We start from the raw sequence: 14476 nt of genomic DNA, 5'->3' as shown, positions 1-14476 counted from the left end.
AGAAAGGTTCGACATCACTTTAGATAATGCCCACAACTTCAATCGTGTGTCTATTGACAAGGCTCGGAACGTGAGACTCAATGACATCAATAACATTGAGTTAGGAGCCACCGCCGATACAGACATTGCTGAGAATCTGATTGTCACAGCTCAAGGTACGATTACTGACGCTGATGGGGAAAATCTGAGGGTAAGGGGTGTTACTACCCTGAATGCCGGAAAAGATGCAGAAGGAAGCAATCCTGAACAAAGGTTCAACATTACCTTAGACAATAGCCACAACTTCAACAGGGTGGAAGTCACCCGTGGTAATAATGTCATTCTCAATAATATTGATTCAATTATTCTGGAGGCTTCTACTTTTAACGGTAACCTAACAGTGACAGCGAGCGATATCGATATTACAGGTCAAATCAACGCAGGCAACAACAACATCGCCCTCCAACCCAAAGACAACAGCACTATTGCCCTCAATGACATGACAGGGGCTTTCAATCTCACCACCTTAGAGTTGCAGAATCTGTCTACTTCTGGCACCGTCACTATTGGTCGTGACATGGGAACAGGTCAGATTAATATTGGCTCAATAGGAGCAATTGACCTCAGTGGCAACAATTACAACTTGACTCTCAATGGCGGTGCAGTCAGCTTCAACAATGGACTAACCCTGGCTAATAACAAAACCTTAACCCTTCGCACAGGGGCAATTACCAGTGGCATGAGTAACCCCGATATTACCATTGGGGGAATGAATGGGTTATTGGTATTAGAAACCACGGGAGCAGTGGGGACTATGGATAATCCTCTCTCTACCGAGATTTCTCAGCTCAATGCAACTACCAACTCCGGGGGTTTGTTCCTCACGAATATGGGTGGCATTAAGTTTTTGGAGACATCCGATATTACTGGCAACCTGAAGCTGACGACTAATGGGGGTGGGATTAATTCTACTGGTTCCCTCACTGTCAGTGGCACTACAACTCTGGATGCTGGTAGCAATGACATCAGCTTAGATAATGCTGCTAACAACTTTCAGGATGCAGTCAGCCTCACGGGTGGAACTGCCAATCTCAATGACAGTGATGGCATTATTCTAGGAGCTTCTAATTTATCGGGAAATCTACAGGTAACAGCACTTGGCACACCGGGGATTACTAGCAATGGTGCAATCCGTGTCACAGGCACTACTAACTTGAATGCTAATGGTCATGACATTGCTTTGGATAATGCTGCCAACAACTTCACAGGTGCAGTCAGCCTCACGGGTGGAACGGCCATCATTAACGACACGGATGGCATTACTCTAGGGGCTTCTACGCTATCGGGTCAGCTAAATGTGACAGCTACCGATATTAATATTACAAGTCAAATTAACGCCGGCGGCAATATTACCCTCCAACCCCAAACCAGCGATAGTAGTATTGCCCTCAACGACGCGACAGGGGCGTTCAATCTCACCGTCTCAGAGTTGGAGAAGCTGTCCACTTCTGGCACTGTCACTATTGGTTCTGGCATAGGAACAGGTAGCATTAATCTCGGCTCTTTAGGAGCAATTAACCTCAGTGGCACCAACTACAACTTGACTCTCAATGGCGGTGCAGTCAGCTTCACCAATGGACTGACACTGGCTAATAACAAAACCTTAACCCTTCACACAGGGGCAATCACCAGTGGTATGAGTAACTCAGATATTACCATTGGGGGAATGAGTGGGAAATTGGTATTACAAACCTCTGGAGCAGTGGGGACTATGGATAATCCCCTCTCTACCCAAATTTCTCAGCTCAATGCAACTACTACCAACTCCGGGAATTTGTTCCTCACGAATACTAATACGGCTGGCATTAATTTGGAGACATCCAATATTAATGGCGACTTGAAGCTGACGACTATTGGGGGTGGGATTAATTCTACTGGTTCCCTCACTGTCAGTGGCACTACAACTCTGGATGCTAGTAGCAATAACATTACGTTGAATAATGCTGCTAACAATTTCACAGGTGCAGTCAGCCTCATGGGTGGAACTGCCATCATTAACGACATGGATGGCATTACTCTAGGAGCTTCTATGCTGTCGGGTGACTTAACAGTGACAGCTCAAGGAATTACCGATAGTGATACTAATAGTGATGCAATCAGTGTAATAGGCACTACTACCTTAGATGCTAATGGTAATGACATCACTTTGGATAATGCTAACGACTTTAACAGTGTAGTTGTTAGTAATGGCAATAATGTCACCCTCAACGATACTGATGATATTGAACTGGAATCTTCCACCACCATCTCCGGCGATTTGATAGTAACTGCTAACGGCAATATCAGTGATAGTGATCAACTAACCGTTGATGGCATTAGCAACTTTACTACTACCGCCGATGGTGCCGATATTGAGTTAGATACTCTAGCTGCTACTGGTTCAATCACTCTCAACACTACGGGCTTAGATGGTAATGCCATAGTGACCAATAATCAAGCCGTTAATCTCAACACTTCCAATATAGGCGGTAACTTAGCTGTAACTGCTAATGGCAATATTAGCGATAGTGGTCAAGTAACTGTCAATGGTTCTAGCAACTTTACTACCATCGCCGATGGTGCTGACGTTGAGTTAGATACTCTAGCTGCTACTGGTTCAATCAATCTAAATACTACAGGTTCAGATGGCAATGCGACGCTCACGAATAACCAAGCGATTGATCTAGGTGTGTCCAGTGTAGGTGGGAATTTAAGTGTGACTGCCACCACAGGCGCTATATCAACCAGTGGAGATATTAATGCTGGGGTAGATGTTACCCTAACGGCTGACACAATGGACATCCAAAACCAGGTAACAGGTAATGGTAATCTAGTGCTTCAGCCTTTGACACCGGAACGCAACATTGGTATTGCCCAAGAAAGTGGTGAGTTTGACCTGAGTCAGGACGAAATAGCAATGTTTGAGGGTTTCAATACTATTACGATTGGTCGAGAGGATGGAAATGGAGCGATCACAATTAACAGTGTTGAATTTAAAGATCCAGTCACCATTCAGACTCCTAAAGTTTCACCGTCTGCTCCAATGGATGAACTGGGTTCAACGAGAGGCTCTATCACGGTTAATGGAGACATTAATGGTTCAGATAATGCTTCAATTACCCTCATAGCTCCCAGAATCAACCTCAACGGCGATATCACCACAAATAACCAACCCATCACTCTGGGAGGAAAAGACTCATCTTTTGCTGATAATTCCAATATTGTGTTAGGCAGTGTACTCGCTGCCATAAAAACTGGACTGGGTGCTGGTGACATCACTTTTAATGGCAATATCAATGGTATAGCTGGTAATCAACAGAGCCTACAAGTCTCTCCAGGTACAGGTCAGATTTTCTTTAATGGTGAAGTTGGTAATAAAAATCCCCTAGCCAGTTTAATCATTGGTGATGAAACAACAACCAATGCCGATTTGATTGGTAACTCAACCACCGTGTTCAGCAGCTTGCGGATTAATGCCGAGCAAACCCGGGTGGCAGGCGTCATCAAAACCACGGGAGGCCCGGTTGAATTTACGGGTCATGTGATCTTGGTTACGGATGTAACCTTCGATACAACCTTCAATACAGGTGGCTCTGGTGGCGGTGACATTATCTTTGGTAAAACAGTGTCCAGTGCTGCGTCAGACGGTAACTTCCCCAATGATAATTCTGTACCACCTTTCAACCTGACACTGAGAGCAGGTTCAGGCGATATCTATTTTAAGGGGGCTGTAGGCGCTCAAGATTTCGGCAATGTTCAAACGCTTGACTTAGGTCAAATTAATGTTGAAAGTGCTGATCAAGTAACAGCCGCTTCGACAATGGCGACTACTGAAGCAGAAGGTATCCGAATCAATGCTAACATCATTGATTTAGAAGACCGTGTTAACGCTAATCAGGGCCAGGTTGAACTTGCTGCCAACAATAGTATTACCACTGCTGACGTTGAAGGAAAGACAGTCACCCTCACAGCCACTAACGATGGCATTACTACTGCGAACGTTGAAGCCGAAACCGTAAATATTTCTGCCAACGATGACATTACTACTGCCAATGTCACTTCCACCCAAAGAGACACCATTGTTACTAGTCAGACTGGCAGTATTAATACCAGCAATCTTACCGCTAACCAGGGTCAAGTCAATCTTTCTGCCAACAATGGTGGTATTACCACTGCCGATGTGGAAGCAGATACGGTAAATCTACAAGCCAATAATGATATTGTTACTGCCAATATCACTGCCACCCAAGGAGACACTACCAATGCAACTCAAGGTCAAATCAATCTTTCTACTAACAACGGTGGTATTACCACTGCGGATGTGGAAGCAGATACGGTAAATCTACAAGCCAATAATGACATCACTACGGCTAATGTCACCACCCAAGGAGACACCATTGTTACTAGTCAGACAGGCAGTATCAATACCAGCAACGGTACTATCAATGCCAATCAAGGTCAAGTCAATCTTTCTGCCAACGATGGTGGCATTACCACTGCCGATGTGGAAGCAGATACGGTAAATCTACAAGCCAATAATGATATCACTACGGCTAATGTCACCACCCAAGGAGACACCATTGTTACTAGTCAGACAGGCAATATCAATACCAGCAACGGTACTCTCAGCGCCAATCAAGGTCAAGCCAATCTTTCTGCTAACGATGGTGGTATTACTACTGCCGATGTGGAAGCAGATACGGTAAATCTACAAGCCAATAATGATATCACTACGGCTAATGTCACCACCCAAGGAGACACCATTGTTACTAGTCAGACAGGCAATATCAATACCAGCAACGGTACTCTCAGCGCCAATCAAGGTCAAGTCAATCTTTCTGCCAACGATGGTGGCATTACCACTGCCGACGTTGAAGCAGAGACGGTAAATATGCAAGCTAACAATGACCTCACTACCGCCAATCTCACTTCAACAAATGGCGCAATTACCTTAAACAGTCAGGTTGGTTCTGTAGCAAGCAACAATTTGACGGCAAGGGGAGAAGCAGACAACAATACAGTGACCATAACTGCTCAAGGTAATGTTACTGCAAGTAACATAGATACGTCTTCAACAACAGACAAAGGTGGTGCGATCGCACTCACTAGTCAAGACGGCGCGATTCAAACGGGTGAAATTATCTCCAGTGGACAAACAGACGGTGGTTCAGTCACCGCTACTGCCAAAAATAGTATTACCACAGGGAATGTAGACTCCTCATCCCAGCAAGGAACTGGTGGTGCGATCGCTCTCACGAGTGAGTTGGGAGACATTACTAGTACCAATTTGACCACATCGGGAGCGATCGGGGGTGGCTCTATTGATGCTTTAACACTCGGTCAAATAACATTAGGAGAGCTGAACTCTAGTTCAATCTCTGGGCAAGCTGGTTCAATTACTCTCGACAACGGTCAACCGGAATTCAGAAATGACGCTCCAGGTATCGATGTAGCCTTTATTAATGCCCAAGGTTTACCCACGGGGTTAGGTGTCGATACCACAAGGTTAGGAGTTAATATTACCACCGATGGATATTTCCGGGCAACAGGAATTTTCCCCACTCCTATCGGAGCAGCCAGTGTTGCCACAGGTGGAGCTCCAATCATAATTCGGCACGGCGGCGGTAGTGCTTTCGATCCGTTTGAAGTAGGGAATGCTATCCAAAACGGTACGGCTGGAGCAATTACCAATGGTAAGGGATTTTTGGGTTTAATTTTACCGATTCAATCTTTTTCGCGCCCTGTCCGCCAAGACAATATTGAAATCATCCCCCGCAAACCCTCCCAGAGCAATCTTCCCTTTAGCACGATTTATTCGACACTAGGGGCAAGTAACAATCTAGCAGAAGCGGACATTGAAATTTCTACCCTGGATAATATTCTGTCTGATGACTTTAGTGGCTATTTAGGTCCGAAACCCAGTGTCAACAATCCCGCCGATGCACCCAAAATCTTAGCTGATATCGAGCAGAAGACAGGTATTAAAGCCGCCTTTGTTTATGCCACGTTTATTCCTGAAGGATACAATACAACTCAAGAAGGTCAAGCGCAACAAGATAGCGATCGCCTTGAACTAGTACTAGTGACGGCAGAAGGTCAAGCAATACGTGTGCCAGTTCGGGAAACGACAAGGGAACTGGTACGAACCACAGCTACAAAATTGCGCCGAGAAATCACCAATCCCATCAAACGACGCACTACCAGTTATTTAGCTCCAGCCCAGCAACTCTACAATTGGTTGATGGCTCCTATTGAGGAGCAATTAGAATCCCAAGGTATTCAAAATCTGGTTTTTATCATGGATGCGGGATTACGTTCTTTACCCATTGCCGTCCTCCATGATGGGCAAAACTTTCTCGTCGAAAAATACAGTGTGGGCTTGATGCCCAGCCTCAGTTTAACCGATACCAGCTACAACAATATCCAAAATGTTCCCGTTTTAGCAATGGGCATTTCTCAAGCCAACGAGCTAGCAAAATCCCTCAACCTCAGCCCTCTGCCTGCGGTGCCTGTAGAAGTTCAAAGGATTGTAGACAATCGCCAGGGACAATCCTTCCTGAATGAAAAATTTACCTTAGATACTCTCATTTCACAAAGCCAAACGGCATCAATCGTGCATCTGGCAACCCATGCCGAATTTAAACCTGGACCGTTGGAAAACTCCTACATCCTACTGTGGAACAACCAACTCCGGCTCGATCAACTGCGGCAGTTAGGCTGGAACGAGCGGCGATCGCCTATTGAACTGTTAGTGCTTTCTGCCTGCCGCACAGCCGTAGGAAATGAGGAAGCTGAATTGGGTTTTGCGGGGTTAGCAGTGCAAGCTGGTGTCAAATCAGCGCTATCGAGCCTATGGTATGTCAGCGATGAAGGAACGGCAGGACTGATGACAGAGTTTTACCGACAGTTAGAAACTGCCCCGATTAAAGCTGAAGCCCTGCGGCAAGCACAACTATCTATGCTATCGGGACAACTACGCCTTGAAGGAGGACAATTGCGGGGTAGTGGGGAAAGCATAACTTTACCTCCATCACTTGCCGAGCAAGAAGACACGACTCTCGCCCATCCCTACTACTGGGGAGCATTTACAATGATTGGCAGTCCTTGGTAAAGATGATCATTTTCGAGAAGAAGGCGGGATGCAAAAGCCAGGTAAATTCTGGATTTACGAACAAGTGATTAGTCAAAGACCTACTAACCTCTAAAGAAGAAATCGAGCCATATTGCCAGCAATAGACTACATTTTGACTCCCCTAATCCCCACTCCCCACTCCCTACTCCCTTTTTACTGATGAAAGGGTACAACTATCAGTGGAAACAATGATAATAACAGCCACATCAACGAGTACCAATTAGGGGGTTGTGGAAAGTGGGTTTCAGCTAAGAGTGCTTCTATTCGTTCCTCTAAGCGATTTTTAGGTGCAGCACAACTAAAAGCAGCACAGAAACTTTCAGAATGCATCAGCGGCGCACTCACCACCATGAGCAAGGATTCTGCTAACAGTAAAAAATCGACTTGTTCTGCTGCCCATTGATCGGCTCGGATTTCTCGCAATAATAATAGTTCTTGCCACAAGTCTTCTGTATTTGTTAACCAAAACGAGAATCCTCGCATCCAACCTAACCCAAAGAACCAGAACGTATCTCGATAATAGGAATGCCCTTGCTCGTGGGTGAGTACGGCTTGTAAATGCTCGGCGTCGAGGGTGTCTAGTAATCCTTGACTCACAACCAATTCAGGTTGCCAAAATCCGACCTGAGCGCTGAAAACTAATGGCGTATTAATAATACGGCAGGGTCTGCCTTGTATAGTTTGTTGAGGATAGGTGCGAACGTGTTGCAGAGAGCGCCATCCTTCTAGAGCTAGTTTCAATCCTGAAACTCCCACAAAACCCAGAAACGCGCTAGCTAACAGATAGCTCAACCAACCTTCCCATTGCCAAACCATTTGCCCTTGGGGTCCCATGCAGACTATTGATAAGGCGGTTACGAATAGGAGTAGGGGGGGAAACAAGAACTTTCCTAGAGCAGTTTGCCAGCGTTGTTGATAACTTCCCATGGTTTTCGACTCGTTTATTCTAGTTAACCAAGCTAGTCCTAAAGCGCTCAGAATAAGGATCAGATGCATTATTGCTCCTCCCTAGCTTTGCGGATTGCCTTTAGACGCTGGGCGATCGCTTCTATTTGTTCTAGGCTAGCCTGGTCGAGACTATCTGCAAAGGCTGCTATAACATCAGGATTTCCTACAGCTAGAAATCTTTGCAACTGCTAGAGCCATTCTCATCAACAACCTCCAAGTGGAGATGAGGATCGCCGTGACTGCCGAAAAATAACCTGAACCATCGAATGAGTCAAGTTGTGCTTTGCTAATTAGCTCATATTCTTGGGTTTCATCGTAGCTAAAAGACCCTTTAGTATGACCAAGTTTGACAGCCTGTCTTTTGACTTATACGACATAACCAACCAGAATAGCAAGCGTTGTCTGTGTAAGCTTCTATAACCAGGGGTTTATCCAATGAAGAGGAATAGCTGTCAAATCAGTTGGGTCATGATTGGGATTCTATTGGCTTTGCCAGTAAAAGCTGATGCTGATGTTGTGCAGGATTCAGTTAAAGCAGTACCCAAAACTATCACGTCTCAAGCTTCAGAAAGTTTAGCGATTAAGGCTGAAACTCAACTGGAAAATTCAGATTACTCTGGTGAGATTGACCCGCTCTTAGATGAAAAACGGATTGATTCAGAGTTAGGGGATAATAGTTCGTTAACTCTCCAAACTTATAGAGATATTGAAGTTGAAGAGTCAGCTTTTGTAAACTTACCAGAAAAAATTTCAGATGATCGCATCAACGCTATCGCCTTTGAGAAGATATCACCCGTACCCTTAAATCCTAGACTCAAAACTCCATTATCAATTTCTCATATCAGAAGCCCTGAATTATTACTTGCTGACAGCGATGATGCAATTGAATCAGACCATACTGGATTCCAATGGACTTCAGCACGACCGGATGGGCATGCACCCATTGGCGTAATGGGTGATCACACTCATGAAAAAGGAGAGGTGATGTTCTCCTATCGCTATATGTTCATGGACATGGATGGTAATCGGGATGGTACGGATAGTCTTAGCGATGCCGAAGTTTTGCAACAGTTTCCTGTGACTCCGGTACGCATGACTATGCAGATGCATATGCTTGGGGTTATGTACGCACCAACGGATGATTTGACGTTGATGGCGATGGTGCCGTATGTCTTCAAGGAAATGGATCATGTTACTCGTAGCGGCTTGCGCTTCACGACCAATTCCGAGGGATTCGGTGATATTAAGCTTACTGGACTTTACAAAATTCTCGATCAGAACCGACAGCGCCTACATTTCAATATCAGAGTAAGTTTTCCCACGGGTTCGATTGAGGAGCGAGACAACACACCTGCTGGTGACGACCAGATTCTACCCTATCCCATGCAAATCGGGTCTGGTACGTTTGACTTACTACCGGGTATTACTTACTTGGGTCAGACTAACAACTTGTCTTGGGGAGGGCAAGCGATCGCAACTCTGCGTTTAGGTGAAAGCAGCAATGATTATCGATTGGGCAATCAACTAGCGCTCACAGGTTGGGCAGCTTACAAGTGGGCAGATTGGCTCAGTACCTCAATTCGCCTCAATGGTAAGACTTGGGGAAATATTGATGGAGTTGATTCCCGCCTGAATCCGATGATGATTCCCACAGCAGACCCGGATAGACGGGGGGGTACTCAACTGAATCTAGGCTTTGGCGTTAATCTCTATGCCCCTCGTGGAAGTCTTAAAGGCAGTCGGTTGGCAATTGAGTTTGAATTGCCCCTCTACCGTTCCCTAGATGGTCCTCAGCTTGAAACGGATTGGCAGTTAACGGCTGGTATACAAGCCGTTTTTTAGTTAATACTAACGCAAAAATTGATGAGCGATCACAGATGTAAGTACGGTGAAACAGAAAGAAGCTATTGCTCGTCGTGCTGGTGGATGTTGTGAGTACTGTCGCAGTCAGGCTCGGTTTTCACCTGATCCATTTTCAATCGAACATATCATACCTCGTTCAAAGAATGGAACTGATGAGGATGACAATCTGGCTTTGGCTTGCCAAGGATGCAACAACCGTAAGTACACCCACGTTGAGGCACGCGATCCTGTGAGTGGAAACAATGGATTCCGATCTGGTGTGAGTGCCATGAGCATCGAAGCGATTCATTACCACAGGCAGCTAATATAATGGATGCAGCTAAACCTCAACGTCTAGAAGCGGCAGGCTGGAGTATTGGAAATGCCTCAGACTTTCTCGAACTTTCCACAGAAGAAGCCACCTACATAGAGTTTTTTATTTTTTCTATCGAGTTGCATGATAGATTATTTGGACAGAACGCTACGCCTTAAGTGAGAATTCTGCTGGTAGAAGATGATCCCTACCTAGCTGAAGCCCTAGCTGAAGCCCTAGCTGTTCAGCGCTATGCGGTTGATACCGTCTCAGATGGGGAAGCGGCTTGGGTACAAATCACCACCCTTGATTACGATCTCATTTTGCTGGATGTGATGCTGCCCAAGCTGGATGGAATTCGTTTATGCCAGAGATTGCGCTCCCACCGCTATCAGATGCCGATACTCATGGTAACTGCCCGCGATACCAGTACTGACAAAGTTATTGGCTTAGATGCGGGAGCCGATGACTATATGGTTAAACCTCTAGATATTCCAGAATTTTTGGCTCGGATTCGAGCATTGTTACGCCGAGGTAGTACTAATTCTCCCCCAGTTCTTCAGTGGGGAGACTTGCATCTCGATCCGGCAACCTACGAAGTCAGTTACACCGATCAAGTGCTGCGTTTAACTCCCAAGGAATATTGTCTTTTGGAACTTCTGCTCCGAAATGGGCGGCAGATCATGAGTCGTAGCGCGATTGTAGAACACCTCTGGTCACTTGAAAATCCACCGAAAGAAGATACGATCAAAGTTCACATCAAGAGTTTGCGTCAAAAACTCAAAATTGTAGGTGCTCCTGATGATTTGATTGAAACTGTACATGGTTTAGGTTATCGCCTCAAACCACTTTCCTAGTACAGCGTCTTGTCAGACAGAGGAGTTTGTGGTGCAGGGGAGATAGGGGAGAAAAAATGGCTTTCCGTTTAAAAATACTGATGCAGGTGGACTATTGCCTCCATTCTTTAAATTCTTCTGCCCCTCTGCCCCCCATTCCCTACTCCCCACTCCCTACTCCCTAAAAAATCCAAGGCTTTGCGATCGCTACTGTGCCAGTCAGTTCACAATAGGGAGTGATGCCCTTGAGTGACAGGAAACCGTGGCTCTACCAAACCAATTAACAAGTTATCAAAAAGCCCAATTCTTTTTCCAGTTTGCGGCGTTGCTTGACGCTGGCATGACCCTAGAGCAAAGCTTAACACTGACGGGGAAAAATTTACACCCTGCCTTCAAACAATACCTACACTACGCTAGTACGGCAGTAGGTACAGGTCAAGATCTCGCCTCAGTACTGGCACTTGAGCGTCGTTACTTCGACCTTTGGACAATCGCTCTGATCCGATTGGCAGAGTATAGTGGTTGTCTGTCTCAAACCTGCCAAATGCTGGCAAGTGATGCCGAAGCTCAAGGGAAACGAGAACGCCTCATTGAATCGGTGAAACGTTCGGTAATTATCGCGATTTGGGGGCTGTTGGTATTGACGGCTGCCATTTTCAATCCCAATGCCACAGGTATCGTCAAACCTGAATTCTGGCTGAGAGGTTTAGCGATCGCTTTGCTATTGTGGGTAATGAGTTTCTTCGTTTCTCGCTTTTCCAGTCCCGTTTGGCAGCAATTGATTGGGAAGTTGCCAGTTTTAGGAAAGCTGATCCAAGCGCGATCGCTCTTGTATTTTGCTAAACTACGGTTGCCCCTAAGTTGCGGTATATCCCTTCTCTCGGCGCTAGAGTTGCTGCGAGAGCATATTCCTGATTCGGTGATGAAGTCAAAGCTGGCTTTCGCTGCACGCAGAACCCGTATCGGTCAACCCCTCAGCCACAGTCTTCAAGGTCAATTACCCCCCGTTGCTATGCAAATCATTTCCACTGGGGAGCAAACAGGAAACTTAGACACCGCCTTGCAAAATTTAGCCCAATACTACGAAGGAGAGTTAGAGAGGGGGTTGCAGTTGCTACAAGCGAGTTTGCAACCTTTGAGTCTTTTAACTATTGGCAGTCTGATAGCCGTGGTGGGTATTCGGGGGATATCGGTACTGCTGAATTCATTACCCAAGTGAGTTTCAATAAAACACCTACAGAGTGTCAGATTTAGTCCAAAAAAATCGAATCATCCCTCAATGGCTCACCTTCAGAGAACTGGCTACATTTCTGCAAAGTTGATCGTCGTTTGGCTAAACTTCATCAACTCGTACAAGTCGCAGGCAGATAAATCGTCCTCACTGGGTTCCTCAGTTGAGCGGAGTGCCACAATGGGATCGCCATAGGCTGTCGTTCTACCAATCAGTAACACTTGTTTATCTTCACACTTTCCAATCAACTTAAACTGGTCGGCAGGCAAAAAGTCTACATAAGGAAAGAAACTACGATTTTTGATGAGCATTGTTCCTCCTGATTTCCAATTTTTTTGTTTATTTAACTCTTATCTCTCCTCATAAATATGGAGATGCAAAGTACATCTGGGAATCAAAGCAGCTAAGGGTACTTTTTGCAAATTTAAACCCTAGAAAAACCTAATATCTAGTATGCTTTCCCTTACATCACCAAAAATCAAATAACCATCGGGGAGATTAGCTATAACAGGGGCAACTAGCGTAGAGTCATTTTTGCAATAAAACAACCAAATGGGTCGGGGATGTTCAGAATAGTCCTTCAAGACTTATTGGATCACCTGAAGCACATGGTTATTGTGCCTTATGACCTCTTCAGAGTCAATCCCTTTATCCGAGTTGTCATCAACGGCAGTTACACTGACTTGGTAAAGTCCTTTTTCAAGGGATGCAACCCGTTAACAAACTATCTTATCCCTCATGCCCCAATCCTCTACAGCTCATCAACTCAACCCTCTAGACTCTAAAATCAGAGAGAATCTAGATATCCGATTGCTAGTTCTGGATATCGATGGCACGATCGCAGGTGAGTCTAATAACATCGGCGAACCCGTCAAACAAGCCATTCGCAAGGCACAGGCGAAAGGAATTCAAGTGGCTATTGCTACAGGGCGGATGTATTGTTCTGCCTTGCGCTTCTATGAGGCAGTAGGTTCTACCCTACCCATGCTGTCTTACCAAGGGGCTTGGATTCAAGATCCAGCCACTCAAAAGATTTACCGCCATTTGCCCGTCTCACGAACAACCGCCGAGCAATTGTTAGATTACTTTGAGAGCGAAGCCTTGCTATCCCTCCTCTCGGTTCATTTTTACATTAACGATCGCTTGTACGTCCGGAAAATCACTCCCGAAACCCAACTTTACGCCCAACGAGCAGACATTGAACCCGTAGCTGTCGGAGATTTGCGCCAAGTCTTAGCCGCTGAACCGACTAAAGTTTTAGCCCTCAGCAACGACGCGGGGATTATCAACCAACTCTTCGGCACCTTACGGCAGCAATATACCCCAGCGGAACTTTACTTGACTAAATCCGTGGCAACATTCTTTGAAGCCACCCATCCAGCCGTCAACAAAGGGGCAGCCGTGCGTTACCTAACCGAACGACTGCTAAAACTCGATGCCCGGAACGTCATGGCAATTGGCGATAACTTTAATGATGTCGAAATGCTCGAATACGCCGGTGTCGGGATAGCCATGGGAAACGCACCGCACGAGGTACAAGCCAGTGCCCAATGGGTGGCTCCCTCTGTAGAGCAAGACGGGGTAGCAGCAGCCATTGAAGCCTTTGTTTTGTAAACTCAACCTTGATATCAGAAAGGGAACCGACGACTTGCCGTGTTTCGTCTCGGTTCCCTTGCTGGTTCGCTCCTCACACTCTTTGAATAGTATCTGAAGGTTGTTCCTTTTGTCACGCCTCTTAAAGAAAATTTTTTTCCACTCTCCAGAATGTAACGAAATTTTTATAGTTCCACGGGAGAAAATAGCTCCAATTGGTCTTGCAAAAGCGATCGCACTACTATCTGAGTCATCCCCACTAGCCCCAATCTTGCCTGAGCCAACTTCGGATCTTGGTTCATAACCTCCCCCCAGATGCGGCAATTCCTGTAGAATTCCTCAAATGCCTGACTCAATGCCATCCCTCGTTTTACCCAATTCACCTGAGTTAGAGCGCCAGTAGCATCAAGCAAGTCTACTATTTGGGCTATTAAATCCCATTCTGCTGGATGCACCAGCCGCAAGGGTAACGGCTTATCATCTGCCCCGACATCATCCTTGAGCCAGGGAATCGGGTTTGGTTCGACAATTTGCCAGTTAGACACTCCCCAGTTCTCCTGCAC

The 14476-nt window shown here is 45.8% G+C and carries 10 protein-coding genes and 1 pseudogene; 7 read left to right on the top strand and 4 right to left on the bottom strand.

Annotated elements, in window-relative coordinates:
• The first annotated feature begins 46 nt into the window (after positions 1 to 46).
• Positions 47 to 7129, top strand: a complete 7083-nt coding sequence (locus tag IQ257_RS25490; RefSeq protein ID WP_193933306.1) for a CHAT domain-containing protein — start codon at positions 47 to 49, stop codon at positions 7127 to 7129.
• Between the two features lie 174 nt (positions 7130 to 7303).
• Here the strand turns inward: IQ257_RS25490 and IQ257_RS25485 are convergent, their stop codons facing one another.
• Together IQ257_RS25485 and IQ257_RS25480 are read right to left on the bottom strand one after the other, a co-directional pair.
• Positions 7304 to 8077 carry a M56 family metallopeptidase gene (locus IQ257_RS25485; RefSeq protein WP_322744468.1) on the bottom strand — a complete coding sequence of 258 codons (774 nt, stop codon included), beginning with the start codon at positions 8075 to 8077 and terminating at the stop codon, positions 7304 to 7306.
• Between the two features lie 68 nt (positions 8078 to 8145).
• Positions 8146 to 8286, bottom strand: a pseudogene (locus tag IQ257_RS25480) (CopY family transcriptional regulator); the annotation flags it as partial.
• 280 nt (positions 8287 to 8566) lie between these two features.
• Here IQ257_RS25480 and IQ257_RS25475 point away from each other — a divergent pair.
• From IQ257_RS25475 to IQ257_RS31260, 5 genes are all read left to right on the top strand, one after another.
• On the top strand, positions 8567 to 9940 hold the full coding sequence (locus IQ257_RS25475) for a transporter (RefSeq protein ID WP_228061022.1): 1374 nt from the start codon (positions 8567 to 8569) through the stop codon (positions 9938 to 9940).
• A gap of 46 nt (positions 9941 to 9986) precedes the next feature.
• Positions 9987 to 10271, top strand: coding sequence for an HNH endonuclease signature motif containing protein (locus tag IQ257_RS25470; RefSeq protein ID WP_322744466.1), 285 nt, complete (start codon positions 9987 to 9989; stop codon positions 10269 to 10271).
• Entirely contained in the window at positions 10271 to 10432 is a 162-nt protein-coding gene (locus IQ257_RS25465; protein ID WP_193881886.1) for a hypothetical protein, read from the top strand. Before IQ257_RS25470 ends, IQ257_RS25465 begins: the two co-directional genes overlap by 1 nt.
• The gene (locus IQ257_RS25460) at positions 10433 to 11110 is read left to right on the top strand and encodes a response regulator transcription factor (protein ID WP_193881883.1); all 678 of its coding nucleotides are present in this window, start codon (positions 10433 to 10435) and stop codon (positions 11108 to 11110) included. It abuts the gene before it with no gap.
• Between the two features lie 241 nt (positions 11111 to 11351).
• Complete coding sequence (locus tag IQ257_RS31260) at positions 11352 to 12308, top strand: type II secretion system F family protein (protein WP_193881880.1); 957 nt, start codon at positions 11352 to 11354, stop codon at positions 12306 to 12308.
• An 83-nt stretch (positions 12309 to 12391) separates the two neighbouring features.
• Here the strand turns inward: IQ257_RS31260 and IQ257_RS25450 are convergent, their stop codons facing one another.
• A complete protein-coding gene (locus IQ257_RS25450; protein WP_193881862.1) occupies positions 12392 to 12631 on the bottom strand; it encodes a hypothetical protein in 240 nt (79 codons plus the stop codon).
• A gap of 427 nt (positions 12632 to 13058) precedes the next feature.
• Between IQ257_RS25450 and IQ257_RS25445 the strand changes: the two genes are divergently transcribed.
• On the top strand, positions 13059 to 13934 hold the full coding sequence (locus tag IQ257_RS25445) for a Cof-type HAD-IIB family hydrolase (protein WP_193881860.1): 876 nt from the start codon (positions 13059 to 13061) through the stop codon (positions 13932 to 13934).
• A gap of 164 nt (positions 13935 to 14098) precedes the next feature.
• Here the strand turns inward: IQ257_RS25445 and IQ257_RS25440 are convergent.
• Positions 14099 to 14476 (bottom strand): DALR anticodon-binding domain-containing protein (locus IQ257_RS25440; protein WP_265586115.1); only part of this gene is annotated, 378 nt, incomplete at its 5' end.

This window comes from Coleofasciculus sp. LEGE 07092 (assembly GCF_015207375.1).
GTDB lineage: Bacteria > Cyanobacteriota > Cyanobacteriia > Cyanobacteriales > Coleofasciculaceae > LEGE-07092.
Note: the sequence above shows the minus strand (reverse complement) of the source record. Positions and strands in the feature narration are given on the sequence as shown.

Bases quoted from the DNA above. Each gene is read 5' to 3' on its own strand.
- IQ257_RS25485 (WP_322744468.1), bottom strand. From the start codon at position 8,077: ATGGGAAGTTATCAACAACGCTGGCAAACTGCTCTAGGAAAGTTCTTG.
- IQ257_RS25475 (WP_228061022.1), top strand. From the start codon at position 8,567: ATGATTGGGATTCTATTGGCTTTGCCAGTAAAAGCTGATGCTGATGTT.
- IQ257_RS25465 (WP_193881886.1), top strand. From the start codon at position 10,271: ATGGATGCAGCTAAACCTCAACGTCTAGAAGCGGCAGGCTGGAGTATT.
- IQ257_RS25450 (WP_193881862.1), bottom strand. From the start codon at position 12,631: ATGCTCATCAAAAATCGTAGTTTCTTTCCTTATGTAGACTTTTTGCCT.
- IQ257_RS25445 (WP_193881860.1), top strand. From the start codon at position 13,059: ATGCCCCAATCCTCTACAGCTCATCAACTCAACCCTCTAGACTCTAAA.